Genomic DNA, 24,878 nt, shown 5'->3' on the forward strand with positions numbered 1-24,878 from the left:
GTGCTGGGACTACCGTCTCCTGGCGTGCTGGCACGGGCCTGGCACGCCGCTGTCTCAGCCCTTCAGCGGGACGATCTGGTTCGCCAGCAGGGCTTGGTACGCCTCGGGGTTGTAGCGCGCGAGGTTGCCGCGTGCCCTGCGCCGGTACTTGAGGATCTGCCGCGTGCCGATCGCCCACAGTACGTACTGGAAGGCCAGCGCGAACTTGAAGTCACCGATCGCCTGCGGAGCGCCGCCGGAGGAAGCGTCCAGCAGTACGCCGACCATTCCGATGCAGAGCAGCGTCGCGATGAACCCGCCGGTGTTGACCATCCCGTTCGCGGCACCGAACCGCGTGGCGGGGTTGAACGTACGGGCGTAGTCGAGTCCGAGCATCGAACCCGGGCCGCCGGCGGCTTGTACGACGATGAGTGCCAGCAGTACGGGCATCGGTGCACGGCCCGGCCACAGCAGTACGACGGTCCACATCACTACAGAGCCCGCGATGACCGCCAGCACGATCCATGAGCGGTAGAACGGGAACTTGGCGGCGTACCGACCGACCAGGGGTCCGTAGCAGAGGCCTGCCAGTACGGGGATGATCAGCATGGCCGCAGCGGTCGTTGGGGCGACCCCCTGTCCCTGTACGAGGAACGGGTAGCCCCAGAGCAGGCCGAACGTACTGCCGGAGAAGCTTGTGGTGAAGTGCGTCCACAGACCGAGCCGTGTGCCCGGTTCGTTCCAGGCGCGGCGCAGGTTCTTCTTGACCTCATGGAGCGGCTGCTTGGCGCGGCGGAGCGGTTCGTCGTACGGGGTGTTCTTGACGAGCAGTAGTACTAGTACGCCGGTCACCAGGCTCAGTACGGATGCAGCGGCGAACGTGGGCGTCCAGCCGAACGCATGGAACGCCGCAGCCATCGGGACTGTCGACATGATCGCGCCGAGCCCACCGAGCATTCCTGTCGCCTGCGACATCACTGGCTGACGTAGCGCGGGGAACCAGGACATGACCACGCGCAGCACGCTGATGAACACCAGCGCGTCACCGACACCTAGTACTGCTCGGGCTGCGAGCGCGGCGGGGTACGAGTTGACCATGCTAAACGCGGACTGCGCTACGAACAGCAGAGCGGACGCAGCGATCAGGAGGCGCTTGGAGCCGTACCGGTCGAGTAGTACGCCGACGGGGACCTGCATGGCGGCGTACACCGTCAACTGGACGACGGTGAAGCTCGCCAGTGCCGATGCGGAGATGTGGAAGCGTTCTGCGGCCTGTAGGCCGGCCACGCTCATGGAGCCGCGGTGCAGGACGGTGACGAGGTACGTGAGGACAGCAATGGCCCACACTGCCCAGGCACGCCGTCCGCCCAGGGGGTAGCGAAGTTCGTTCACCGCGTGCCCCGCAGATCCGTCGCGGCGGTCTCGATGTGGGCGATGACGAGCTCACGGAAGCGCTTCACGCTGTTACCGCCGAGTGCCTCGATCATCTCCTGGTGCGCGGTGATCGACTTGTCCATCCGGGCCGGCTGGACCTCGATCCCGGGCACACCCATCCGGACCTGACGGTCCCGGAGGCTGTTGTAGAGCTTGGCCAGGATTTGGTTGCCTGCGGCATCGACGATCGCCTCGTGGAAGGCCCGGTCGGCCTCCAGGAAGCTCTTCGCGTCGCCGGCCTTGCGGTGCGCGCGCATCTCGTCGACGCGCTCGGTCAGCGCCTCGATCAGCTGTTTGCGGCGCGGCCAGACCTTGGCGGCTGCATGCGTCTCGATCAGCTCGCGGGCCTCGAGCACGTCCTCGATCTCCTGCGGCAGCACCGGCAGGACGAGGGCGCCCTTCTTCGGGTAGAGCTTGACCAGCCCGGATTCCTCGAGCCGGAGCAGGGCCTCGCGGACCGGCGTACGGGAAACACCGACCGCGGTCGCCAGCTCACCCTCGGTGAGCAGCTCGCCACCTGGGTACGTCCGGTCCAGGATGGCGGCCTTCACGTACGCGTACACACGCTCGGCCGCGGGGATCTTGTCCACCCCCGGCGCCGCCTCGACCACCACCCGCGCGATCTCCGCGGTCTCGTCACCCAATACCAACGCGTCGTTCGCCGCGTCCCCGCCTGTCACTGCACTCCCACCCATACGACTCGTATCTCTGTTGTATCTATCTTACATGCACAGGTAATCCACTGTCGAAGCGAGTTATTCCCCAAGTTATCCACAGGTGGATCCACAGCGTGTGGGCAACTGAGCGTGATCTGGCCGCTGCATGCAGGGTTTCCCCTGTGTTGTGGATGAAGAACTCCGTCTTCCCGCAATCCGGCCTAGAGTCTCGGGTTACCCGGACCCGTCCGTCCGTGCCCTGCCCCTGAGGAGGCCTCGTGTCCCGACTCCCCCGTCCCCGCCGGCTGGCCGCCGGCCTGTCCGCCGCCGCGCTGGTCTGCGTGTCGCTCGGCGCGACGACCGACGCGCACGCCGCGGGCCCGCTGATGAACTACGTGGTCAACACCAAGGCCACGCCCGGACACGTCCGCAAGACCGAGGAAGCCGTCAAGGACGCGGGCGGGAAGGTGCTTGTCTCGTACGAGCAACTCGGCGTCGTCATCGCACAGTCCACCAACCCGGACTTCAAGATCGACCTCCGCAGCGTGCACAACGCCCGCGAGGTCCAGTCGGTCGGCGCCACTCGGACCGTCGCCGTCACCGAAGGTGCCGGCGGCCTCAGCTCCGCCGACGAGACCGCCGCGACCCCGGTGGCCGATCCGCGCGAGGGCGAGCAGTGGGACATGCAGCAGATCAAGGCCGATCAGGCGCACGCCGTCACCGACGGATCACGCAACGTACTGGTCGGCATCAACGACAGTGGTGTCGACGACACCCACCCCGACCTCGCGCCGAACTTCGACGCCGCTGACTCGGTCAACTGCGTGAACAACGGCGTACCGGACACCACGCCCGGCGGATGGCGGCCGACGACCAGCATCCACGGCACCCACGTGGCCGGCATCGTCGCCGCGGCCCGCAACGGCATCGGCATCGTCGGCGTCGCGCCGGGAGTACGGATCGCCTCGGTCAAGGTCGTCAACGACGCCGGCTTCATCTACCCCGAGTACTCGATCTGCGGGATCGTCTGGGCCGCCGAACACCACATGGCCGTGACGAACCACAGCTACTTCATCGACCCGTGGGAGTTCTGGTGCAACGACAACGGCGACCAGGGCGCGGTGCAGGAAGCCGTACGGCGCGCGTACGCCTGGGCCACGGACCAGGGCACTCTCTCGGTCGCTGCCGCCGGTAACTCGAACTACGACCTCGCGCACAAGACGACCGACAGCGGCAGCCCCGACGACCAGGCCACGCCGGTCACCCGGACCATCGACAACGGCTGCCTCGACATGCCGACCGAACTGCCCGGCGTCATCACCGTCGCCAGCACGACGCAGACCCGCGCCCGCAGCGGCTTCTCCAACTTCGGCCTCGGAAAGATCGACGTCGCCGCACCCGGCAGCTCGGTCCTGTCCACCGTCCCCGGAGGCTACGCCAAACTCAGCGGCACCTCCATGGCCTCACCCCACGTCACCGGCATCACCGCCCTGATGAAGTCCACCCACCCCTGGTGGGGCCCCCGCGACATCGAACGAGCCCTCCAGACCGAGGCCGACGACACCGCCTGCCCCACCACCCCCGACCCCCGCTGCACCGGCACCACCGCCAACAACTCCTTCTACGGCGAAGGAATAGCCGACGCCCTCGACGCAGTAACCCGCTAACCCCCCAAGCCGAGTGGGGGTCCACCGCCCGGGACCCCCACTCACCCTCAAGAACTAGTACGAACAAGAACTGACAGGTGCTGCACTGCCCAAGGACTGCCAGGCGAGGCACTGGCTAAGGGAAGAACTAACAAGTGGGGTGCCGGCAAAGGAAGAACTACCAGGTGCCGTCCTACCCCACCAAGTCATCCCCATTTGGCGACGGCGTTCGTCGTCGAAGGTTGTCCAGCTATCTCACCAGTCCATCGCCCGGCAGACGCTGAGGGAGCGAAGGGGTCGTGCCGGGTCTGGGGAGCTGACACAGTGGATGGATGTTGAAGCAGGTGGGTGATGGGGTTTGGGTTCGGCAGAGTGGGTGGGTTTGGAGTAGTTCGACTGTCGTACGTGGGGATGACGGGTTGGTGCTTGTTGATCCGGGGATTACTGGGGCTGAGTTGAGCGCGCTGGCTGATGAGGTGGAGCGGCTTGGGGTTGCGGTGGTTGGTGGGTTTTCCACGCATCCGCATTTTGATCATTTGTTGTGGCATTCGCGGTTCGGGGATGTGCCGCGGTACGGGACTGCTGGGTGTGTGCGGGTAGCCAGCGAGGGTCGGGAGGAGGCGCGGGCTATGGCTGTGGAGACTGCGGAGGATGTGCCGGTTGAGTTGGTTGCGCTGGTCAGTCCGTTGCCGGCGGATGGTGGGCCTGTGCCGGGCGAGTTGATCGAGCATGACGGGCATGCGGTTGGACATGCTGCGGTTCTGCTCGCGGATCGTGGAGTGCTGCTGGCCGGGGACATGTTGTCCGACGTACTGATTCCGATGCTCGATCCGGAGCAGGACGGGCAACTGGATACCTACGAGGCGGCGCTCGATCGGCTCGAGGAAGCCGTAAAGCACGTCGACGTCGTGGTGCCGGGACACGGGGCTGTGGCGAACGGTGCTGAGGCGGCGGCGCGGCTTGCCGCGGATCGGGCGTACCTCGAGGCGCTGCGGCGTGGGCAGGAGCCGGTCGACGTACGGATGGAGCAGGAATGGATGGCCGGCCCTCACCAGCGGAACCTGAAGGCCTTGCTTGATTGACGGCGGACGGAGTAGCAGGCACGATGTGTGGCGGCGTGGCCTGCGCCTAACCTTCGGTCGCCGTTCTCAGCACGGCGTGTGATGAAGGCAAAGGGACCTTGGTCTCAGGTCGTTGTCGTCGGTCCGAATGCTTCGGGCGTGGTTGCTGAGAAACCGTGCGCCGAGGCACGAGGGACGACAATGACCAGCACGCCAGCTCTTCGGATCGCGGTCGCTCAGACCACGGCCACCGCCGACGTACGGCACAACGGCCGTACGGTACGCCGCCTGATGCGCGAGGCCGCCGCACAAGAAACCCGCCTGCTGCAGTTCCCGGAAGGCTTTCTCTCCGGGTACGCCAAGGAACAGGTCAACGACTGGGACGACGTCGACTGGCCGGCCGTACGCGACGAACTCCAGCAGATCGCCGCGCTCGCCGCCCAGCTCGGCATCTGGGCCGTACTGGGTTCGGCCCATCCCCTGACCGCGCCGCATCGCCCGCACAACAGTCTGTACGTGATCTCCGACAGCGGAACGATCGTCGACCGTTACGACAAGCGGTTCTGCTCGCACACCGAAATCACCAGCTTCTACAGTCCCGGGTTCGAGCCGGTCGTGTTCGAGGTCGACGGGTTCCGCTTCGGTGCGGCGATCTGTATCGAGATCAACTTCCCGGACCTGTTCTCGCAGTACCACGAACTCGGTGTCGACTGCGTACTGCTCTCCGCTTATCCCGTCGACGAGGTCTTCGAGGTCAAGGCCCGCGCGTTCGCGTCGATCAACACGTACTGGGTCGCCATGGCCCTGCCTTCGCAGACCGCCCACCTGATGAACTCCGGCGTCATCGGTCCGGACGGCCGCTACGTCGCGCAACTCGACGGCGGCGAGGGGCTGGTGTTCGCCGACCTGGATCGATCCGACTTCGAGATGTGGTTCGAACGAGCTCGGCCGTGGCGGGAGGCCGCTCTCGAGGGCGAGATCTACCGCAGGCGGAAGGTCGACGATCCACGGAGCGTCGACCGTACGTGCTTCTAACCCGTGGTGATCAGGACGATGCCGGCGACGACGACTGCGGCGGCGGTGGCTCGTTTGGGGCCGAAGCGTTCGTGGAAGAAGAGGGCACCGATGATCGCGCCGAAGATGATGCTGGTTTCTCGGAGGGCGGCGATTGCGGCCAGACTGCCTCGGGTTTGGGCCCAGAGGACCAGGCCGTACGCGACCATCGACACCACGCCGCCGGCCAGGCCGGAGAGGATTGCCGAGCGTGGGAGGTTGAACGTCTGCGGGCCGCGCCAGAGCAGGACGGCGAGCGGGACGGCGAAGCCTTGGAGCATGAAGACCCAGCCCATGTATGTTGCCACGGGCATCTTGTGTACGGCGACACCGTCGACGACCGTGTACGACGCGATCATCAGGCCGGTGACGATCGCGGCGAAGATCGCCGGGAGCTGGCCGCGACCGGGGCGGCCGATGAAGACGAGCGCGATCAGGCCGGCTGAGACGAGCAGTACGCCGGCCAGTTCGAGTACGGCCAGGTGCTGGTGGAGTACGACGATCGAGACCACCGCCACGACCCACGGCGACGTACCGCGGGCCAACGGGTACATCTGGCTGAACTGCCCCAGTTGGTACGACGCCAACAGGCCGCCGAGATACGCGAGGTGGAGAAGCGCAGACGCGATGATGTACCACCACGTATCGGCCGGCGGCAGACCCATGAGCAGTACGGCAACGAGACCGATGACGCCGGCTGCCAGTTCGAAGAGTGCCAGCCCAGCAACTCGATCCGGCGCGCCGTGCGCCATCGCATTCCACGTCGCATGCAGAACCGCCGCCCCAAGCACCACCAAGATCACCACCACCCCGCCACCCTCTCACCACCCCACCCGCGGGTTGGCGGTGGCGGTCAGAGGATGCCTGGGGGTAGGAGGGCCAGGTCGCGGAGGCTTCGGGCGGTTTCGAGGATGGTGGTTTCCAGGGGGCGGGGGTGCCAGCCCAACATCGTCCGGGCTCGGTTGTTGTGGATGGTTGGGCGTGGGAGGTCGGGGCCGGAGGCTTCCTCTGTGGGAGTCGTCGCACCAAGGTTGTCGTGCAGGAGTTGGGCGAGCTCGAGGAAGCTGGTCGCCGGATCGTTGCTTACAGCAAGGAAGCGGTTGCCGGCGGCATCGGGTGTGGTCATGGCGCGGACGTGGAGGTCGGCTACGTCGCGTACGTCGACCACTCCGAAGCGGGCGCGTGGTACGACCGCCATGGTGCCGTCGAGCATCATCTTGATCAGGTGGGTCGAGGAGCGCAGGTCGGTGGTCAGGGTTGGGCCGAAGATCGCGGTTGGGTTGACGACGACCAGTTCGGTGGGCGCGGTTGGCCAGGTACGTACGCATGTCGCCGATGCCGACGCCGACCGCGCGCAGGCAGGCGAGTGCTTCGAGTACGTCGACGTCCGCGTTCTGGTACCGGCGGTGTCCGCTCTGCGCGTCCCGGTCGATCGGGCCGACCAGGCCGACGTCCTCGTAGTACCGCAGCGTCGGCTCGCTCAGCCCGCTGCGCCGAGCGACCTCCTGGATGGTGAAAACCGTCATGCCAGCCACGGTCACACACTTCAAGCGCTTGAGGTCAACAAGCGGCGCGCAGCGGAGGGTAGGGGCGGGTAGGGGCTGTGGAGGCAGTTGGTGAGTGGTGGCGGTCCGCCTGACACGACAAAGGGCCGGGCGACCACGCCCGGCCCTTCGCGAAACGTCAGAACATCAGTGCGCGGGCGGGGTCCTCGAGGATGCTCGCGACGTCGGCGAGGAAGATCGAACCCTTCTCGCCGTCGATCAGGCGGTGGTCGAAGGACAGCGCGAGCGTGGTGATCCAGCGCGGAACGATCTCGTCGTCCACCACCCACGGCTGCTTCCGGACCGCGCCGAACGCGAGGATCGCGGCCTCGCCCGGGTTGATGATCGGCGTACCGGCGTCGACGCCGAATACGCCGACGTTGGTGATCGTGAACGAACCGCCCGCCTGGTCCGCCGGTTGCGTCTTGCCCTCGCGGGCGGTGGCGACCAGGTCGTTGAGCGCCCGGCACAGGTCCGGGAGGGTGAGCGAGTCCGCGCCCTTGATGTTCGGGACGATCAGCCCGCGCGGGGTGGCCGCGGCGATGCCGAGGTTGACCGCGCCCTTGTACACGATCTCCTGGGCCGGCTCGTCCCAGGCGGCGTTGATGATCGGGGTACGACGAGCCGCCAGCGTGACGGCCTTCGCGACGATCAGCAACGGCGAGACCCGGAGGTCCCGGAACGCCTTGTCGTTCTTCAGCCGCTCGACGAGCTCCATGGTGGCGCTGACGTCGACGGTGATCCACTCGGTGACGTGCGGCGCGGTGAACGCGCTGGCAACCATCGCCTGCGCCATCACCTTCTGCACACCCTTCAGCGGCACCCGCGTATCACCCTGTGCGCTCGGTACGGGCTGGTAAGCAGGCAGTTCTTCAACCATCGGGGCAGTTGGCGCTGCGACGTACGCCTCGACGTCCGCCCGGGTGATCACACCACCCAGACCGGTCGGCGCAACCGCACCCAGATCAATCCCCAGATCCTTCGCCAACTTCCGCACCGGCGGCTTCGCCAGTACGTGCCCGCCCGCAACCGCAGCAGGTGCTGGTACGACGGCGGGCGCAGGCGGTTGGACAGCCGGAGCCGCCTCAGGAGCCTGGGCCGGTGCGGCTGAGCCTGGACCCGGTTTGCGTTGGCGGCGTTTGGCTTCGGTGGTTTTGGGGCCGTAGCCGACCAGGACCGCCGTACGGCCGCCGGATTCTTCCGGCTCGGGGATCGACGGGACCATGTCGTCGGCGAGTGGTTCGTCGCCGGCGGCTTCGGTCCGGACCGAGATGATCGGCGTACCGACCGGCACGGTCTCACCCTCCGGCACCAGCAGGTCGGTGACCACGCCGGCGAACGGGACCGGGAGTTCGACCAGCGACTTCGCGGTTTCGATCTCGACGACGGTGTCGTTCAGCTTGACGGTGTCGCCGGGCTTGACCTTCCAGCTGACGATCTCGGCCTCGACGAGACCTTCACCGACGTCGGGGAGGCGGAACTGCTGGATGCCCATCAGTACCCCATCACCCGGTCGACGCCGTCCAGAACGCGGTCCAGGTCCGGCAGGTACTCGTCCTCCATCCGCGACGGCGGGTACGGCGTGTCGTACCCGGTGACGCGCAGCACCGGCGCCTCGAGGTGGTAGAAGCACTCCTCGGTGACCCGAGCCGCGATCTCCGACCCCGGGCCGAACGAGTACGGCGCCTCGTGCACGACAACAGCGCGCCGCGTCTTGCGAACCGACGCGAAGATCGTCGCCAGGTCGAACGGCGCGATCGTCCGAAGGTCGATGACCTCCAGGTTCCGGCCGTCCTCGACCGCAGCCTCCGCGGCCTGCAGACACGTCTTCACCATCGGCCCGTAACAGAGCAGCGTCGCGTCCGTACCCTCACGGACCACCTTCGCCTTGTGCAGCGGCAGCGTCGGCGGCGTGGCCTCGTCCAGCTCGGCCTTCTCGTGGTACCGCCGCTTGGGCTCGAAGAACACCACCGGGTCGTCGGACTCGATCGCCTGCTGGATCATCCAGTACGCGTCGACCGGGTCGCCGCAGGAGATCACCTTGAGCCCCGGTACGTGCGCGAACAGCGTCTCCGGCGACTCCGAGTGGTGCTCGACCGCGCCGATGCCGCCGCCGTACGGGATCCGGATCACGATCGGCATCCGGATCTTGCCCATCGACCGGTAGTGCATCTTCGCGACCTGGTTGATGATCTGGTCGTACGCCGGGAACACGAAGCCGTCGAACTGGATCTCGCAGACCGGGCGGTACCCGCGCAGCGCGAGGCCGACCGCGGTGCCGATGATGCCGGACTCGGCCAGCGGGGTGTCGATCACCCGGTCCTCGCCGAAGTCCTTCTGCAGCCCTTCGGTGACCCGGAAGACGCCGCCGAGCTTGCCGATGTCCTCGCCCATCACGACGACCTTCGGGTCCTTCTCCATCGCGGCCCGGAGGCCGGCGTTGATGGCCTTGCCGAGAGTGATCTTGGTCATCGCTCAGCCCTCGCCTTCGAACGAAGCGGCGTACGCGACGTACTGGTCACGCTGCTCGGCCAGCTGCGGCGTCTCGTCGACGTACACGTGCTGGAAGAAGTCCGTCATCTGCGGCTCCGGGAGCGCCAGGCAGCCGGCCCGGAGTTCCGCGGCGACCTTGTCGGCCTCGGCGTCGATCTCGTCGAAGAAGTCGTGGTCGATCCCGGCGTGCCGGGCGAGGTACGCGTGCACGCGCTCGATCGGGTCCTTGAGCTTCCAGTGCTCCAGGTCCTCGTTGAGGCGGTACTTCGTCGGGTCGTCGGAGGTCGTGTGCGCGCCCATCCGGTACGTGTACGCCTCGATCAGCGTCGGTCCGCTGCCCTCGCGGGCGCGCTTCAGCGCCTGCTGGGTCACGGCGTACGTCGCGAGTACGTCGTTGCCGTCGACGCGGACGCCGGGGAAGCCGAAGCCCGCCGCGCGCTGGTACAGCGGGATCCGGGTCTGCCGGTCGATCGGCTCCGAGATCGCCCACTGGTTGTTCTGGCAGAAGAAGACGACCGGGGCGTTGAACACCGAGGCCCAGATGAACGCCTCGTTCACGTCGCCCTGGCTGCTGGCGCCGTCGCCGAAGTACGCGATCGTGGCCTCGCCGTTGTCGGCGTCGCCGATCGCGTGGTCGCGCTGCTGGCCCATCGCGTACCCGGTCGCGTGCAGCGTCTGGGCGCCGATCACGATCGTGTACAGGTGGAAGTTGTTGTCCTTCGGGTCCCAGGCGCCCTGGTCGACGCCGCGGAACAGACCGAGCAGGTTCAGCGGGTTGACCCCCTGACAGAACGCGACACCGTGTTCCCGGTACGTCGGGAAGACCATGTCCTTCTTGTTCAGGGCCCGCCCGGAGCCGATCTGCGCGGCCTCCTGGCCGAGCAGGGACGCCCACAGGCCGAGCTCACCCTGGCGCTGCAGGGCGGTCGCCTCGGCGTCGATCCGGCGAACCAGGACCATGTCCCGGTAGAAGCCCTTGATCGTCTCGTCGTCGAGGTCGAACGAGTAGTCCGGGTGCTCGACGCGCTCGCCTTCGGGCGTCAGGAGCTGGACGAACTCGACCTCTTCGGAGGCCTGGGGCGGACTGACCGGCGCCTCGTGGGGCGCGAACACTTCCGGGGCAGGGCCCGGCACCGACTCACTCACATGCACTCCTCGGGTTCGAGCGCGGGATCGCCGCGACCGCAACGTTGCACGGGGGCCGGCCCGTTGCGCCGGATGAGGCTTTCAAGGCTGGTCCGCGTGATTCCAGGGGTTGATGCACTGCTGGCAGTGGACCTCCTCACCGGTCTCACTCCCATCTTGCCGGACACCGTACCGACCAGGTGCCTGATCCGCTAACTGTCTGGACTCCGGCGGGTACGGCGGTACCGAAAACGGTCCTGCGGTGAGACACCAGTCCAACCACTGGTCCTATCGGCACGCTCATATTACAGATTCTGAGCGTGCCGACGAAATGCGTCACAAGTAGGTCTCGATCAGCGAAGTTTCCCGAGCCGGACCCCCTCGAAGTCGGCTCCCTCACGATCTCCGTCACCGGGAGTGTTATCTCCGTCATGGACGTGGACTGGCTGGAAACGGCGGATTGCTGGCCGGATATCGCTTGCGCGGCGGCACGGCGGGTTCTAGCGTAATTATCGTTCTTGTAGGACACCCCTGACACGCTCGAGGAGGGTCACAGATGGCGGCTGCCGCCCCGGCCGGAGTGGTCGAGACCGGTTCCCGGCCGGCCTCCGGCGCGATGATCTGGACGGCGCTCGCAGTGGTGTACGTCGTCTGGGGTTCGACATACCTGGCGATCCGGGTCGTGGTCGAGGCCGAGATCCCGCCGATGCTCGGGATGGCCTCCCGCTTCCTGACGGCCGCCGTACTGATGGCCGCCGGGCTCGCGCTCAAGTCGGGGTGGCGGCGGCTGCGGATCACCCGCCGGGAAGCCGTCGGAGCGGCCGCGGTCGGCATCATGCTCCTTGCCTTCGGCAACGGCGCGGTCGCCGTGGCGGAGCAGACCGTACCGTCGGGTCTCGCGGCGCTGCTGGTGGCCGCCGTACCGCTGTGGCTGATGCTGTTGCGGGTCGGCGGCGGCGAACGGCCGCGAGCGTTGACGTGGGCCGGGGTGCTGATCGGGTTCGGCGGCGCGGCGCTGCTGTCGCTGTCAGGCGGCAACACGAGTGCGAAACCGCTGTCCGTGGCGATCCTGGTAGTCGGCACGATCTGCTGGGCGACCGGCTCGCGGTACGCGCCGCGGCTCGGCCTGCCGCGGGACCCGCTGGTGACGGCGCTCTACGAGATGGTCTTCGGCGGTACGGCGATGGTGCTGCTGGGCGTACTACGGGGCGAACCGGGGCGGCTGCACCTCGACCGGATCCACGGCAGCGGGTGGATCGGACTGGCGTACCTGGTCGTGTTCGGGTCGCTGCTGGCGTACACGGCGTACTCGTACCTGCTCGCGAACGCGCCGATCTCGCTGGTCGGGACGTACGCGTACGTGAACCCGGCGGTCGCGGTGTTCCTCGGGTGGCTGATCCTGAACGAGAGCCTGACCTGGCAGATCCTGCTCGGCGGCGCGGTGATCATCGTCGGCGTGGCGCTTGTCGTCAGCTCGGAGCGCCGCCGCCGGTAACAGCGGTGGAAAAGGAAAGACCCGAGCCCTTGCGGACCCGGGTCTCCCACCGCTGCCGATGCGCGCGGCAGCGGGCCTGGCTGCCGGTCGCGCCCTGCCCCGAAAAAACACGGCACGAAACTCCGGCAATGGTTCCAAATTGTTCCGACGAATCGTGCTATTGCCAATTCGGCAGCCACCGAGCCCACCGAAACAATCCTCAGATTCACCGGGCCATCCGTCACCCGCGCTGACTCAACGACGCACATACGCGCTGGTTACGGGGGCTTCTGTCTCAACTTGCGCTCGCGAATATTGCTGTTTGATCAGGTATCTCAACCCAGAAGATAGTTGACGAAAAAGGTTGTAACCAGGTTTGCCAGGCGTCGTTACCACTAAGACGAATCCGTCAAACCCGAAAGGAAACCTGGCAAAATGCAGGTAACTCGCAAGATCGTCATCGCAGCTGCGGCGGCGACCGTTGCCACCCTTGGTGTCGCGAGCTTCGCGGGCGCCAACATGCTCGACGACGCCCAGAAGAAGGCCCAGGACACCGGCCTCGCTGACACGGTTTCGGCCGTCTCGCAGCAGGGCGGCGCCTACGACGCGGGCCACTCCCGCTGGTGGGGCGTCAAGAAGGACGGCTCCCTGGTCGCCATCGACCGCAACGACCTCGGTGCGGTCCAGGCCTGCCACAACTTCGGTGCCGGTACCGGCATCGGCGGCACCGTGCCGGCTGAGGACATCACCGGCATCGTTGGCTGGGGCAACGACGGCAACAGCATCACCGCCGTCAAGACCTGCGAGCAGAGCAACGAGCAGAACCGCAAGTGGTACAAGGCCGACGGCAACGGCGTCGTGTCCGTCTCCGACAACAAGGTCGGTCCGTGGCAGGTCTGCCACAACGAGATCGACGCCACGGGCATCGGCGGCACCGTGCCGCTGACGAACCCGACCGGCATCCTCGGTCTGGACAACGACGGCAACTCCGTCGACTCGCTCAAGACCTGCGAGCAGAGCAACGAGCAGAACAACTGACCCTCCCTGGTCAGTGATGCAGGACCCGAACCAGCCACCTCGGTGGGTTGACTGATTCGGCGCAACACCAGCACCACCGCGGCGCCGGGAGCAAGCCTCACTCCTCCCGGCGCCGCATCTTTGTGTGGGAACAGACCCCCAACGCGTGCTACGCGGCCTCCCACCCTCCCCCGGGGCTGGCGCCCGGAACATGAACTTCCGGCTATCGCCGGGAACCTTCCGGCTGCCGCCGGAGATCTTTCCGGCTGGCGCCGGGCATTGCCGGCTGCCGCCGGCGACTCGCGGGCCGCTGCCCGCGAACGACTGGCAGGTCCGCACGCCCTGGCCCGATCGGCATGCCGCGGCGCGGACCGGGAACATCCGTCCAGGCGAACGGCCTCGACGACTCGCCCGCCTCGTCAGGAACGACACCTCCCTCGAGCTCGTTCCGTCGGCAGGAGTCCAGCACGGTCTCCTGCGGTACTGGACTACATAGAGTGTCGCCGTGGGAGAGTTGCGATCGTTCGCGGAGGTCCGTGAGTACCTGCTGGACGTAGTTGAAGCCACCGAGTCGTATGCGAAGAGGCCGGCTGCGTTTGCAGAAGGCTCCAACACCTGGCGCGACTTCCGGCGAGGGGAGTTCACCCTCGAGGACCACTCAGAGCTTGGCCTGCAGGTGACACTGAAGGCCGCACGATCGCTCATGCTCAGCGCAGACATGATGCGAGGCATCGCCGAGTTGGTCGTGGTAGAGAAGGCTGTCTTCAGCATCATCGCATTGATACGGCCGGCGATCGTCGCCGCGGCCAGGAGCTCATATCTCACTGACTCGACTATCGATGCCGCTGAACGAGTTCGCCGTTGGGCAAATCTGCGCCTGGAGTCGCTCGTGGAGGAAGCGAACTTCTACGCGGATGGGCACGAACAGAGGGTCCGGCTGGAGGATCAGGTTCAGCGTTTCGAGGCGCTCGCCGGACAGCTCGGTGAGCCCTTACTGGTCATCGGCGGGCGAAGACACGGTCGAGTAGCGAAGCGATCCATCGGACGGCATCCAGCTGAGATGATGATGGTTCGGGCGCTCGTCGGTGCCAGCGAATCCCACTATGACCTGGCACTGTATCGACTGGCATCGTCGGTGCTGCACGATCACGACTACGGCCAGATCATGCATTTCCACCCTGATGAGTTGTCTCCCGATACGCCTCTCGCAGACCTGGTCATGCCAGTGCGGATCGACCTGGAGACAGCCCACCTATGGATTGCGGCAGCCGCCATCGCTCTGGCTGAGTCGACCCACAGTTTCGTCGTGCATCAAGGACATCCAACCGACGAGATCCTTGAACTTATGCGCTTGGTAGGCGGCGAGTTGAGGTCGCTGCTGACGCGATGAAGCCCGTGCCGGGACCAACCACTATGGCCACCCTGTTGACTTGACAGGTTGCGGGACCAGACTTCCCACGGGGTCGTAGTAGCTGCGGCCATGGTCGCCGTCGCGTCCGCGGCATTTGCCAACGGCGAGCGCCTCACGGGGTGGGTAGAAGCAAGCCGCCCGCGCGGCACGACCACGAACGCTTAGACACCACCTCCCCGCTCACCCGCGGGCGCGCGCCATGCAGTCAGACGCGAGCGGCAGCTCGCAGGACGCCGGCGGCAGCCGGCAATACGCGGGCGGCAGCCCGCAAGGCACGGGTGGGTGGGAGCGCGCGGAGCGACCGCGGTGAGGAGCGGAGCGACGAGGTTAGCGGTCGCGTAGCGCGCGGGGGAAGGAAGTTCGTCTAGTGGTGCCAGGTGCGGGCGACGTTCAGGAAGAGGTTGTTGGCTTCGGGTTCGCCGATGGTTACTCGGACGCCGTCGCCGGGGAAGGGGCGGACGGAGACGCCTTCGGCTTGGACGGCTTCGGCGAACTTGAGGGTGTCGTCGCCGAGGTCGAGCCAGACGAAGTTGGTTTGCGTCTCCGGGACGGTCCAGCCGGCGGCCTCCAGTTCGCCGACTACCCGCCGGCGCTCCTCGACCAGGGCGTCGACGCGTTCGAGGAGTTCGTCCTCGACGGCGAGGGACGCGATCGCGGCCGCCTGGGCGACGTAGCTGACGCCGAACGGCAGCGCGCACTTGCGGATCGCGCCGACGACCTCCGGGTGACCGATCGCGTACCCGACGCGGAACCCGGCGAGGCCGTACGCCTTCGAGAAGGTTCGCAGTACCAGCACGTTCGGCCGGTCGCGGTACAGCTCGACGCCGTCGACGACGTCGGTATCCCGGACGAACTCGCGGTACGCCTCGTCCACCACGACCAGCACGTTGGACGGTACGGCGTCGAGGAACGCGATCAGCTCGTCGCGTCGTACCACCGGGCCGGTCGGGTTGTTCGGCGTACAGACCAGCACAACCTTCGTACGGTCGGTGATCGCCGCCTCCATCGCCTTGAAGTCGTGCCGGGCGTCCGCGGTCAGCGGGACCTGGACCGAGGTGGCGCCGGTCAGCTGGACCGCGATCGGGTACGCCTCGAACGAACGCCACGCGTACACGACCTCGTCACCGTCCGCGACCGTCGCCTGCAGCAGGTGGTAGAGCAGCGCGACCGACCCGGTACCGACCGCGAGATCGCTCACCGGTACGCCGAACCGGTCCGAGAGCGCCTCGAGCAGGTCGACCGCGCCCATGTCCGGGTACCGGTTCATCTGCGCGGCGGCCTCGGTCGCGGCGGCCAGGACGCCCGGGAGCGGCGGGTACGGGTTCTCGTTGCTGGACAGCTTGTACGTCGGACGCCCGTCCGAGCGCTCCGGCGGGCGGCCCGGCTTGTAAGCCGCGACGTCGTCCAGGCAGGCGCGAAAGCGAACCTCGTTGTCAGGGGTCATGCCCGCAGGTTAGTCCTTACACCACCCCGGAACCACCCTCCCCGGAGCGACCTCGGGCACACCGTTTGACTCCGGGTACGGCTGGCCTCAAACTGACTGATTGTCGGACAATCAGGGGATCTTGCAATCAGGATCTCAACGGTCAGGGAGGGTGTTCATGGGGCAGCCGCTGGAGTGGGGTCGTCGCTATCTGATGGTCCGGCCGGACCACTTCCGGATCGACTACGTGATCAACCCGTACATGTCGACGCAGGACCAGCCGGACCCGGCGCTGACGCTCAAGCAGTGGGAGTCGCTGCGGCAGGCGATCGTGGACGCCGGCGGCGAGGTCGAGGTACTCGAGCAGCGCGCCGACTCGCCGGACATGGTGTACGCGATGAACCTCGGCCTGGCCGCCGCGGACGGTCGCGCGATGCTCTCGCACATGCGGTTCGAGCCGCGCCGGAAGGAGTCGCTGAGCGCGGCGGACTGGTTCACCGGGCACGGGTTCCGGCTGGACCGGGTCGGCGGCGAGGGTGTCGGGCCGCACTTCGAGTCCGGGGACGCGTTCGTGTTCGGCGACAGCCTGGTCGTCGGGTACGGGCCGCGTACCGACGAGGAGGCGCTCAAGCACCTGGCGACCGGGTGGAACATCCGCGTCCGCGGGCTGCGGATCGCGCACGAGGGGATGTACCACCTCGACCTGCCGTTCTGCCCGGTGGACAGCACCCACGCGATGGTCTACCCGCCGGCGTTCGACGCCGCGAGCCAGGCGGAACTGTCCGGGATCGTGCCGGACCCGATCGTGCTCACCGACGAGGAGGCGTTCGCCTTCTCCGCGAACTCGATCGTGGTCGGCGAGACGATCATCATGCCGGCCTGCTCGGCCCGCCTGCACGAGATCCTGAGCGCGCTCGGCCTCCGGGTGGTCGTCCTCGACCTCTCCGAGTTCCACAAGGGCGGCGGCTCAGCCCGCTGCCTCACCAACCCCCTGGACTTCCCCCTGGCCACCATCACCACCCCAGGCGGAGACCTCATCCTCCCCGCCTGACTCCACTCCCGATCACCAGCCAAGTCGGTACGCGGCACCCGGCGCACGACGCCCTTGGCGGAAGCACCTGCCCCGTCGCGCACGGGCAGTGCACAGCGGTCGGACACGCCGCGCGGTGCGGCGCGGCGTCACGGCGCGGTGCGGTGGCCGGGGGGCCGGGCAAGCGTTCGACTGGCGGCTTAGCTGTCTGCTGGAGCGTTGCAACGCGCCAGCGGTGAAACAACCTGCCAGCGGACGAATGGCGCAGCTGCGGGTGGCTGGGGGCGGGTGAGGGTGCGGCGGGCGCCAGGGCGAGCGGGGCCGGTGGCGGGTGTGGGTGAGCGGTGGACTTGCGGCGAGGTTATTTGCCGGTGGTCCAGATGATGTCGAGGGTGGCTAGGTCCCAGCCGTAGGCGTGGATCCATTCGAGGGCTTTGGTTCGGCCTTGGGGGCCGTAGACCTCGATGGCCAGGGAGATGGCTTCGGGGTTCTTGGGGTCGGACTTGGACGGGGCCTGGGTGGCTTCGAAGCCGTCGCCGACGTACGGGAGGTACGCCATCACCGGGTACTTGGCGCGCAGGCGGGCGACCATCTCGTCGTAGTGCTTGCCGGCCTCGCGCTCCAGCTCCAGCTCCTGCTTCGGGTTCTTCTGCGCCCACTCGCGGCCCTCGGCGCTGTTGGCGTACAGGTACATCCTGTAGTCGAGCCCCTTGCCGGAGATGTCCACCGTCTGGGTGTAGCTCTGGAACCCGCGACGTGAGCCTTCCAGCGTGTGCCTGCCGGACTTGACCTTGACCTGGCCGTTCGCCGGGATCTCGTGCCCGTCCAGCCGCAGCGTGAGGTCGCTCGGGATCGACGTCACGGTGAGCTTCGTGTCCGAGCCGCCGCGGAACAGCAGGACGCCGCCGACCACCACGAGGACCATCACCAGTACGACGGCGCCGAACCTCAGCAGTCCGCGGTTCTCGTCAAGCATTGCTCATCCCGTCCTTGCTCAGCTCTTCGGCGTCGTGGTCGGCGTGGTCCCGCCCTTGACCCGGAACACCCAGAACCCGTCCGGGCCGACGTTGTACAGGTTGTCGCCGGTGGGGACGTGCTGGCCGAGCGACGCGGCCGCCGAGTTCCACCCGTTGCCGTCGCCCCACGGGCCGACGTACAGGTAGGTGTGGCCCGGCCCGTTCAGGATGTCACCCTTCTGCATCCCGCCCGGCGGTGTCGTGTCCCAGTGGTCGTAGATCTCCGGGTGGTCCAGCATGTACTGCTTCTGGACCGAGGTGGACACGTTCGGGAACTTCGGGTCGGCGCCGCTCATGTGCAGCACGGTCGCGACGAAGCGGCCACAGTCACTGTACGGAGTCTCACCGTTGGGGCCGTCGTTGTACTTCGCCATCGCGGCGACGTACTCCGGCTTGGCCGCGCTCGCCTCGACACTCCAGTGGTCGTGCGGCCCTTGCGGCCAGGCGAGGTTCTTCGCGACCTCTGCGATGTTCCCGCTGCCGGCACCGCACGGGTCGGCCGTCGGCGCCTTCGGGTCGCCGGCCGGCGCCCCGCCGCCGAACGTCTCCAGCACATGCCGGGCGTTCGCACGGCGTTTGTCGTACTCCGGGTCGGTCGTGGAGGTGCTGAACCGCTCGAACTTGTACGCGAACTGGAAGGCCGCGTCCTCGACTGTTGTGGCCGCCTTGAGCGCGTCACCCGCAGCTTTCTCCGGAAGCGGGCCCTGGCCCAGAAGCTGTTTGTGCACGAAATCGAGCTGGAACGCCAGGCTTCCGATCGTCGTGTCGTCGGCGCCGGCACTCCGCGCCGGGTTGATCATCTTCGAGCCGGGGTACCACTGCACCAGACCCCAGGCCTTGGAGATCCCGACTGCCTGAGCAGGCGTGGTGACCTGGGAGACCGGGGTCCCGTTGAGCACCTGCGGCTCGACACCGGACTCGGCGATCATGTTGCCGACGATGCCGGCCGCCTGCTCCTTGGAGTATCCCTGGGAGACGAAGTAGTTGAAGGCCTTCTGCTGGTTGTTCGCACCCGACAGGTCACCGGCCGGACAACTGCAGGCGTTTCCGGCGTCCCCGGTGTCGTGGACGACGAACGGGTTGTCCTTGGATTCGATGTGATGGTTCTTGAGGTGGCCGTTGCCGTCCTCGTCGATCCAGATCTCGAGATGGATGTGCGCGCCGGTCAGACCTGGCGGGTCCTCGTCGCCGGAACCCGAGGTGGCGATCGGGTCGCCCTTCTTGACCTTCTGGCCGTCGGTGACGCTGATGTCCTTGAGGTACTTGTAGTGCGCCTCGACCGCATCCTCGAGCTTGAGCACGATCTCTTTGTTCGCCACGGAGGTGACGGTGCCGTCGGCAACCGCGTAGACCTTGCTGCCCTCGTCGACCTTGAAGTCCATGCCGGAGTGGCTGTCGCCGGTGTCCGGGTCGGGGTCCGACCAGTCCTGGGAGATCTCGTGCTTGTCGGTCGGCCAGGCGAACGAGGCCTGGTCCGCGCCGTTCGCCGGGGATATCGCGCACGACGCCGCCTGCGCGTTGATGTTCATGCACGAGCCCATCAGGAACAGCATGGCGAGCATCAGCGCGAAGATCAGAACTGCCGGCGACAAGAGGAGCGGCAGCAGTTTCTTCGCATCCACGGTCTGCTCCTCGCTGTCTCGAGTGGACTTCCGCGCCGGTCGACGGAAGGGGCGGCCACTTGAGGAAAATGGTGCCCGAAAACCGGGTCATCGTGTCGGGAGTTATCCACAGGCTCGGCGGGGCCGGGCGGGGCGGGCGCGACAACCGACCGGGTCTGGACGAGAATCCTCCCATGTACGAACGGCTGCGGGTGGACCGCTCGACCACGGTGGACCGGGTGGTCGACGCCCTGCGTGCCGCCATGTTCGCGGGTGACCTGGAGCCGGGTACGCCGCTCCGCGAGCATCCACTGGCCGAGGCGCTGGGCGTCGCGCGGAGCACGATCCGTGAGGCGATGACGATGCTCGTCACCGAGGGACTCGCGGTCCGGGAGCCGAACAAGGGGGTCAGCGTCGCGATCCTGCACCCCGAGGCGGTGGCGGACATCTGCCGGGCCCGGTTCGTACTGGAGTCCGCCGGGATCCGTGCCTGGTACGACGCCGACGAGGCGGCCCGGGAGCGGGTCCGGGAGGCGATGCGGGTGTTCGCCGCCACCGCCAAGGACGGCGCCGATCCCGAGGCGTTGACCGAGACGCATCTGGCCATCCACCGCAGCCTGGTCGCGCTCACCGGCAGCGAACGGCTGATCGCGACCGCCGACGCGGTCACCGGTGAGGCCCGCCTGGCGCTGGCCCGGGTGGACGCGCTGCGGCAGGACGCGCGTCAGCAGGTCGCCTCCCACCGCAAGCTCATCCGGCTGCTGGAGCGCGGTGAGCTGGACGAGTGCGTCGCGGAGCTCCGGCGGCACCTCGCCGGCGCCGAGGAATCGCTCCTCGAAGCCATCGCCATGCCGCCGAGCTGATCGTCAGGCCAGGCCGTCTGCGGTCACGTCGTAGGTGCGGGAGCCGACGCGGAGGCCGGTGAGGCGGGCGTTGGGGTCCAGGGCGGCTACCTGTGGGTTCGCGCTGACGGTTCCGTCGAGGGCTACCTCGATGCCGAAGATGCCCTCGAGGACCAGGCTGACCCACGCGCCGGACGACGAGCAGGACCAGTCGATGAGGTACGGGAACTGCGACGGCGCCTTCGCCGCGCCCCCTGCCATCGCGGGCTGCGCCTCCTCGACGAAGTGCGCCTGACCGCATGGCCCTTGGTTCGCGGTCTTCGCCAGACCGGGTAGCCAGTCCAGCAGTACGTCGCCGCGCCCGAGTGCGAACAGCGCGCGCCCTGCGTCGGCCGGCCATGCCGGGTATGCACCGTTCCACTGGTGGTCCGGGCGGACGCTGTACGCGGCGTCTGCATCGGACGGCGAGAGTGCACGCATCCACGTGGGTGTCTGCAGCTCTTCCTGGAAGAACGTGACCATCTCCGCGCACTGCGACTCGGACAGGTCGTCCGGGATCGTCGTACCGATGATGTTGAAGTCGTAGCAGTGCCGCACCGGTACGAGCGTGCCGTCCGGTTGCCGCGCGTTCCAGAAGCCCTTGCCATCCACGTAGAGCTCGTTGACATGCCCTGCCTGCGCAGACGCTTCCTTACGCAGCAGAGCCGCGCGGTCCGCGTCACCCGACCGATCCGCGATCTCAGCCGCCACCCTCATGCACCACACGTTTGCGGCGTTGAAGCTGGCCACCTCGTGCACGTAGCTGCTCACACACTCGAGCAGGTTGTCGATGCCGCCGTAGTCCGCAAGCGCGTGCTCACCACGCAGTCCACGCCAAGCGGTCGCCCAGTCGTGTACATGCTCCCCCACAGCCTTCGGGCCGACAGCAGCGTCCAGGAACGCATCGTCGCCGGTGAAACGTACGTAGTCGCGTACCAGACGGGTCATGGCGAAGTCGTTGACCGAGTACCAGTAGCCGACCGGCCCCCCGGTCAACCACTCCGTGCCGAAGTGCTTGTGGATGTCCAGGTCGATCCAGTGCTCGATGTGCTTACGCATCGGCTCCGGGTCGAGCAGGGCATGGGTCAGCGACGACAGGCTGTAGTCCCAGATGAACGTCGTGGTCTGCCAGTACCGCGGCATCAACGTGTCGTACGTGCGCCCGAGCACGCTCGCGGGGTTGTCACGGCGGAACCAGATCACGCCGAGCACACCCCACCAGTACAGCTTCCGCAGCGCCTCGTTGGACGTCTCCAGCACCGGCAAGGACCCGCTGAAGCCTTCGCTCGACGGGTCGAAGGCGTCCGCGATCGCCACGTCCCACATGCTCTCCGCGACCGAGATCACGGCTGGTACGTCGGCCACGCACACGTCGAAGTGCTCCGCGGCCTCCTCCACCGTGCCGCCCAGCACATGCACGTACGACAGCCGCCCCTGCCCCGCCCCGTCCAACAGCACGGTGGCTTCGAGCATCCCCCTGTCCACAGTGCTGGGAACGTCGAGACCTTGCATGCTCACGGCTGATTCGGACTCCCCGGTGCCGACAACCCGATTCTCGACAAACCGCAGTGTGTTCGGCTCCGACGGCGGCTCCGGGCGCAACCACCCGGAGGAGGAGCGGGTCGCGGTACTTGCCAGCGAAAGCCCTAGTCGAACAGACCGCCCCGGTTGGCCAGCAATGTCCAGTTGGACGACGACAGCCGGTCTGCCGGGGGCGCAGGCTGTGGTGGTGCGGATGTGCAGGTCGGCGATCGTGGTGGAACGGACCACCTGGTCGGGGCGCCAGACGACGTCCACGGTGCCGCCGTGGGAGCGGGCCAGGCGGCCGTCGACGTACAGCTGGGCGGTGATCGTGTCGCCGTGCGAGTACGGCGGGAAGTTCACGCTCCGGATCGCGACCACGTCGTGGTCGACCTGGGCGGTGCCGAGGAAGTTGGTCAGCCCGGGCGGGTTGAACATGTCGTCGTACGTGTGCGTGAGGACGTCGCTCGCCAGGTCGGCGGAACGCGGAATCGTCATGACGGGTCTGCCCAATCGGTGTTCGGTAGCAGCGGGTACCAGTCCGGGCGGGCCGGATCGCGGTCGTACGGGTAGGGCCCGAGTTCGCGGAACAGTTCGGCGTACTCGGCCAGCTTGTCGCGGTCCAGCTCGACGCCGAGGCCGGGCGCGTCCGGTACCGCGATCGTGCCGCCGACGTACGGAAGCTTGCCGCCGGCAATGATGTCGTCGCGCAGGTGGTGGTAGTGCGCGTCCGCGGCGAACGACAGGTTCGGTACCACCGCGCCGAGGTGCAGCATCGTCGCGAGCTGGATGCCGAGCTCGCCCGACGAGTGCACGGCGACGCCGAGCTGGAACGTCTCGCAGACGCCGGCCGCCTTGATACACGGGCGGATCCCGCCCCAGAACGTGGTGTCCAGCAGGATCACGTCGACGGCGGGGTCGAGGACGTTCACCGCGAGCTGCTCGAAGTTCACCACGACCGTGTTGGTGGCGAGCGGGATCCGGGTGTTCTCGCGGACCCGGCGCATCCCGTTCAGGCCCCACGTCGGGTCCTCGAGGTAGTCGTTGTCGAGGTCCTCGATGCCGCGCGCGAACCGGATCGCCTCCTCGACACCGAATGCGCCGTTCGGGTCGAACCGGACGCGATGCCCCGGGAACGCCTCGGCGAGCGCACGGAAACACTCGCGCTCGTAGTCCGGCGGGAACACGCCGCCCTTCAGCTTGTGCACGCTGAACCCGTGCTCGTCGACCAGCTCCCGGGCGTGCGCCACCAACTGCTCGGCGGTGCGGATCTCGCCGGTGCCGTCCTCAGCAGGATGCCGGAAGAACAGGTAGCTGGCGAACGGTACGCGGTCGCGCACCTTGCCGCCGAGCAGCGCGTGCACGGGTACGCCGAGCTCGCGACCCTGCAGGTCCAAGCAGGCGAATTCGATTGCCGCGAGCAACTGAGTGCGGTTGTTGTACAGGCTCGCGGTCGGGTTCGCGAGCATCCAGCGCAGCGCCTCGGTCCGGGCCGGGTCGTGCCCGACCAGGTACTCCTTCAACCCGGCGACCGCGGCCTCGGCGCTCTGCCCGCCGCCACCCATCTCGCCCAGGCCGATCAGCCCGTTGTCGGCCTCGACCTCCACGACGGTCCGTACGAAACGTCCCCAGTGCGCCCCGTTGCTGTGTCGCAGCGGCGCCTCCAACGGCATTGTCACCGTGGTCGCGCGTACGTCGACGATCTTCACTTCCGGCCCTCCGGCAGTACGACGGGGAGCCCCGCGGTCAGGCCGCCGTCGACCTTCACGTCGGCCCCGGTGACGAACGACGCGGCCGGGGAGGACAGGAAGTAGATGACCTCGGCAACTTCTTCCGGCGTCGCGACGCGGCCGAGGGGATGCGACCGGCCCCAGTCGGCGATGACCTCGTCGGTCGTACGGTCGCCGGCGAACTGGGCGGCGGACGTACGGAGCATCGGGGTGTCGACGGAACCCGGGCAGACGGCGTTCACGCGGATACCGTCCGCGGCGTGGTCGACGGCCATCGCGCGGACGAGGCTGAGCAATGCGCCCTTCCCCATCGAGTACGCAGCAACGCTCGTCTGCGCGGCGTACGCCTGAACCGAGGCGACTACCACAACACTCCCGCCCCGCTTCAACCGCGGAACGAATGCCTGGCAAGCAAAGAACACCCCACCGACGTTCACCGCCATCACTTCGTCGTACACGTTCCAGGGTGTATCGACAACAGTTCCGTACCGTTGCACGCCCGCCGCACAAACAAGTGCGTCGACTTCACCGATCTCTTCCGCAACTGCTGCCAACGCAGCCCGATCCGAAACATCCACCTGAACGCCGGTCACCCGATCACCCAGGACCGAGAGGGAAGAGGTGTCGCGGTCGAGCACTACGACGTGGTCACCAGCGGCCAGGAAGCGCTCGACCGCGCCGCGGCCGATGCCGGCTGCACCGCCTGTGACGACGACCGTGCGCGGACCGTCGCCCGCGGCCGCTGCATAGGTGGCGGACCCCGGGGCCATCACAATGCTCCGT

21 protein-coding genes and 1 pseudogene are annotated in these 24,878 nt (G+C 67.4%); 8 read left to right on the top strand and 14 right to left on the bottom strand.

Going from position 1 to position 24,878, the window contains the following annotated elements; all coding sequences use genetic code 11:
- Nucleotides 1-54: 54 nt before the first annotated feature.
- Both ACFYRU_RS09550 and ACFYRU_RS09555 read right to left on the bottom strand, forming a co-directional pair.
- Nucleotides 55-1,371, bottom strand: coding sequence for a nitrate/nitrite transporter (locus ACFYRU_RS09550; protein WP_387655216.1), 1,317 nt, complete (start codon nucleotides 1,369-1,371; stop codon nucleotides 55-57).
- The gene (locus ACFYRU_RS09555) at nucleotides 1,368-2,093 is read right to left on the bottom strand and encodes a GntR family transcriptional regulator (RefSeq protein WP_387655219.1); all 726 of its coding nucleotides are present in this window, start codon (nucleotides 2,091-2,093) and stop codon (nucleotides 1,368-1,370) included. Before ACFYRU_RS09555 ends, ACFYRU_RS09550 begins: the two co-directional genes overlap by 4 nt.
- 254 nt (nucleotides 2,094-2,347) lie before the next feature.
- Between ACFYRU_RS09555 and ACFYRU_RS09560 the strand changes: the two genes are divergently transcribed.
- The 3 genes from ACFYRU_RS09560 to ACFYRU_RS09570 all read left to right on the top strand — a co-directional run bounded on the left by ACFYRU_RS09560 (nucleotide 2,348) and on the right by ACFYRU_RS09570 (nucleotide 5,811).
- Nucleotides 2,348-3,736: a S8 family serine peptidase gene (locus tag ACFYRU_RS09560; RefSeq protein WP_387655222.1), complete on the top strand. Its 1,389-nt coding sequence runs from the start codon at nucleotides 2,348-2,350 to the stop codon at nucleotides 3,734-3,736.
- 311 nt (nucleotides 3,737-4,047) lie between these two features.
- Nucleotides 4,048-4,797: an MBL fold metallo-hydrolase gene (locus tag ACFYRU_RS09565; RefSeq protein WP_387655224.1), complete on the top strand. Its 750-nt coding sequence runs from the start codon at nucleotides 4,048-4,050 to the stop codon at nucleotides 4,795-4,797.
- Nucleotides 4,798-4,977: 180 nt separating this feature from the next.
- Nucleotides 4,978-5,811: a carbon-nitrogen hydrolase family protein gene (locus ACFYRU_RS09570; protein ID WP_387655226.1), complete on the top strand. Its 834-nt coding sequence runs from the start codon at nucleotides 4,978-4,980 to the stop codon at nucleotides 5,809-5,811.
- Here ACFYRU_RS09570 and ACFYRU_RS09575 read toward each other — a convergent pair.
- The 6 genes and pseudogenes from ACFYRU_RS09575 to pdhA all read right to left on the bottom strand — a co-directional run bounded on the left by ACFYRU_RS09575 (nucleotide 5,808) and on the right by pdhA (nucleotide 11,012).
- Complete coding sequence (locus ACFYRU_RS09575) at nucleotides 5,808-6,638, bottom strand: EamA family transporter (RefSeq protein ID WP_387655229.1); 831 nt, start codon at nucleotides 6,636-6,638, stop codon at nucleotides 5,808-5,810. The genes ACFYRU_RS09570 and ACFYRU_RS09575 overlap by 4 nt on opposite strands.
- Before the next feature lie 44 nt (nucleotides 6,639-6,682).
- Complete coding sequence (locus ACFYRU_RS09580; RefSeq protein ID WP_387658138.1) at nucleotides 6,683-7,042, bottom strand: hypothetical protein; 360 nt, start codon at nucleotides 7,040-7,042, stop codon at nucleotides 6,683-6,685.
- Nucleotides 7,043-7,199: 157 nt separating this feature from the next.
- A pseudogene (locus ACFYRU_RS09585) lies at nucleotides 7,200-7,355 on the bottom strand (MerR family DNA-binding transcriptional regulator); the annotation flags it as partial.
- 157 nt (nucleotides 7,356-7,512) lie between these two features.
- Nucleotides 7,513-8,868, bottom strand: coding sequence for a dihydrolipoamide acetyltransferase family protein (locus tag ACFYRU_RS09590; RefSeq protein ID WP_387655231.1), 1,356 nt, complete (start codon nucleotides 8,866-8,868; stop codon nucleotides 7,513-7,515).
- Complete coding sequence (locus tag ACFYRU_RS09595; RefSeq protein ID WP_387655233.1) at nucleotides 8,868-9,845, bottom strand: alpha-ketoacid dehydrogenase subunit beta; 978 nt, start codon at nucleotides 9,843-9,845, stop codon at nucleotides 8,868-8,870. Before ACFYRU_RS09595 ends, ACFYRU_RS09590 begins: the two co-directional genes overlap by 1 nt.
- A gap of 3 nt (nucleotides 9,846-9,848) precedes the next feature.
- On the bottom strand, nucleotides 9,849-11,012 hold the full coding sequence (pdhA, locus tag ACFYRU_RS09600; RefSeq protein WP_387655236.1) for a pyruvate dehydrogenase (acetyl-transferring) E1 component subunit alpha: 1,164 nt from the start codon (nucleotides 11,010-11,012) through the stop codon (nucleotides 9,849-9,851).
- Between the two features lie 535 nt (nucleotides 11,013-11,547).
- On the opposite strand from pdhA, the gene ACFYRU_RS09605 reads away from it, so the two are divergent.
- The 3 genes from ACFYRU_RS09605 (at nucleotide 11,548) to ACFYRU_RS09615 (ending at nucleotide 14,872) form a co-directional block, all read left to right on the top strand.
- Entirely contained in the window at nucleotides 11,548-12,486 is a 939-nt protein-coding gene (locus ACFYRU_RS09605; protein WP_387655239.1) for an EamA family transporter, read from the top strand.
- A 414-nt stretch (nucleotides 12,487-12,900) separates the two neighbouring features.
- Nucleotides 12,901-13,503, top strand: a complete 603-nt coding sequence (locus tag ACFYRU_RS09610; RefSeq protein ID WP_387655242.1) for a hypothetical protein — start codon at nucleotides 12,901-12,903, stop codon at nucleotides 13,501-13,503.
- Nucleotides 13,504-13,987: 484 nt separating this feature from the next.
- A complete protein-coding gene (locus ACFYRU_RS09615) occupies nucleotides 13,988-14,872 on the top strand; it encodes a hypothetical protein (RefSeq protein WP_387655245.1) in 885 nt (294 codons plus the stop codon).
- 385 nt (nucleotides 14,873-15,257) lie between these two features.
- Here ACFYRU_RS09615 and hisC read toward each other — a convergent pair whose 3' ends face one another.
- Nucleotides 15,258-16,337, bottom strand: a complete 1,080-nt coding sequence (gene hisC / locus ACFYRU_RS09620) for a histidinol-phosphate transaminase (RefSeq protein ID WP_387655248.1) — start codon at nucleotides 16,335-16,337, stop codon at nucleotides 15,258-15,260.
- 157 nt (nucleotides 16,338-16,494) lie between these two features.
- Between hisC and ACFYRU_RS09625 the strand changes: the two genes are divergently transcribed.
- Nucleotides 16,495-17,367: a dimethylarginine dimethylaminohydrolase family protein gene (locus ACFYRU_RS09625; protein WP_387655251.1), complete on the top strand. Its 873-nt coding sequence runs from the start codon at nucleotides 16,495-16,497 to the stop codon at nucleotides 17,365-17,367.
- A gap of 340 nt (nucleotides 17,368-17,707) precedes the next feature.
- On the opposite strand, the gene ACFYRU_RS09630 is transcribed toward ACFYRU_RS09625, so the two are convergent.
- Both ACFYRU_RS09630 and ACFYRU_RS09635 read right to left on the bottom strand, forming a co-directional pair.
- A complete protein-coding gene (locus ACFYRU_RS09630) occupies nucleotides 17,708-18,322 on the bottom strand; it encodes an S-layer protein (protein ID WP_387655253.1) in 615 nt (204 codons plus the stop codon).
- Between the two features lie 18 nt (nucleotides 18,323-18,340).
- Complete coding sequence (locus ACFYRU_RS09635; RefSeq protein ID WP_387655255.1) at nucleotides 18,341-19,984, bottom strand: phage tail tip lysozyme; 1,644 nt, start codon at nucleotides 19,982-19,984, stop codon at nucleotides 18,341-18,343.
- Between the two features lie 173 nt (nucleotides 19,985-20,157).
- Here ACFYRU_RS09635 and ACFYRU_RS09640 point away from each other — a divergent pair, with 173 nt between their 5' ends.
- The gene (locus tag ACFYRU_RS09640; protein WP_387655258.1) at nucleotides 20,158-20,826 is read left to right on the top strand and encodes a GntR family transcriptional regulator; all 669 of its coding nucleotides are present in this window, start codon (nucleotides 20,158-20,160) and stop codon (nucleotides 20,824-20,826) included.
- A gap of 3 nt (nucleotides 20,827-20,829) precedes the next feature.
- Here the strand turns inward: ACFYRU_RS09640 and ACFYRU_RS09645 are convergent, their stop codons facing one another.
- Genes ACFYRU_RS09645 through ACFYRU_RS09655 form a run of 3 tightly spaced genes read right to left on the bottom strand, consistent with a single transcriptional unit; the run spans nucleotide 20,830 to nucleotide 24,865 of the window.
- Nucleotides 20,830-22,863 carry a hypothetical protein gene (locus ACFYRU_RS09645; protein WP_387655261.1) on the bottom strand — a complete coding sequence of 678 codons (2,034 nt, stop codon included), beginning with the start codon at nucleotides 22,861-22,863 and terminating at the stop codon, nucleotides 20,830-20,832.
- Nucleotides 22,860-24,074, bottom strand: coding sequence for an enolase C-terminal domain-like protein (locus tag ACFYRU_RS09650; protein ID WP_387655263.1), 1,215 nt, complete (start codon nucleotides 24,072-24,074; stop codon nucleotides 22,860-22,862). Before ACFYRU_RS09650 ends, ACFYRU_RS09645 begins: the two co-directional genes overlap by 4 nt.
- On the bottom strand, nucleotides 24,071-24,865 hold the full coding sequence (locus ACFYRU_RS09655; protein WP_387655265.1) for an SDR family NAD(P)-dependent oxidoreductase: 795 nt from the start codon (nucleotides 24,863-24,865) through the stop codon (nucleotides 24,071-24,073). Before ACFYRU_RS09655 ends, ACFYRU_RS09650 begins: the two co-directional genes overlap by 4 nt.
- Between the last annotated feature and the right edge of the window lie 13 nt (nucleotides 24,866-24,878).

This window comes from Kribbella sp. NPDC004536, from assembly GCF_042873835.1.
In the GTDB taxonomy this organism is placed as follows: Bacteria; Actinomycetota; Actinomycetes; order Propionibacteriales; family Kribbellaceae; genus Kribbella.

What these genes read in the sequence shown, in the direction of transcription:
- ACFYRU_RS09590 (WP_387655231.1), bottom strand. Translation starts at nt 8,868, where the DNA reads ATGGGCATCCAGCAGTTCCGCCTCCCCGACGTCGGTGAAGGTCTCGTC.
- ACFYRU_RS09625 (WP_387655251.1), top strand. Translation starts at nt 16,495, where the DNA reads ATGGGGCAGCCGCTGGAGTGGGGTCGTCGCTATCTGATGGTCCGGCCG.
- ACFYRU_RS09640 (WP_387655258.1), top strand. Translation starts at nt 20,158, where the DNA reads ATGTACGAACGGCTGCGGGTGGACCGCTCGACCACGGTGGACCGGGTG.
- ACFYRU_RS09610 (WP_387655242.1), top strand. Translation starts at nt 12,901, where the DNA reads ATGCAGGTAACTCGCAAGATCGTCATCGCAGCTGCGGCGGCGACCGTT.
- hisC (WP_387655248.1), bottom strand. Translation starts at nt 16,337, where the DNA reads ATGACCCCTGACAACGAGGTTCGCTTTCGCGCCTGCCTGGACGACGTC.
- ACFYRU_RS09655 (WP_387655265.1), bottom strand. Translation starts at nt 24,865, where the DNA reads ATGGCCCCGGGGTCCGCCACCTATGCAGCGGCCGCGGGCGACGGTCCG.
- ACFYRU_RS09565 (WP_387655224.1), top strand. Translation starts at nt 4,048, where the DNA reads ATGTTGAAGCAGGTGGGTGATGGGGTTTGGGTTCGGCAGAGTGGGTGG.
- ACFYRU_RS09595 (WP_387655233.1), bottom strand. Translation starts at nt 9,845, where the DNA reads ATGACCAAGATCACTCTCGGCAAGGCCATCAACGCCGGCCTCCGGGCC.
- ACFYRU_RS09580 (WP_387658138.1), bottom strand. Translation starts at nt 7,042, where the DNA reads ATGCTCGACGGCACCATGGCGGTCGTACCACGCGCCCGCTTCGGAGTG.
- ACFYRU_RS09605 (WP_387655239.1), top strand. Translation starts at nt 11,548, where the DNA reads ATGGCGGCTGCCGCCCCGGCCGGAGTGGTCGAGACCGGTTCCCGGCCG.
- ACFYRU_RS09645 (WP_387655261.1), bottom strand. Translation starts at nt 22,863, where the DNA reads ATGACGATTCCGCGTTCCGCCGACCTGGCGAGCGACGTCCTCACGCAC.
- ACFYRU_RS09630 (WP_387655253.1), bottom strand. Translation starts at nt 18,322, where the DNA reads ATGCTTGACGAGAACCGCGGACTGCTGAGGTTCGGCGCCGTCGTACTG.
- ACFYRU_RS09570 (WP_387655226.1), top strand. Translation starts at nt 4,978, where the DNA reads ATGACCAGCACGCCAGCTCTTCGGATCGCGGTCGCTCAGACCACGGCC.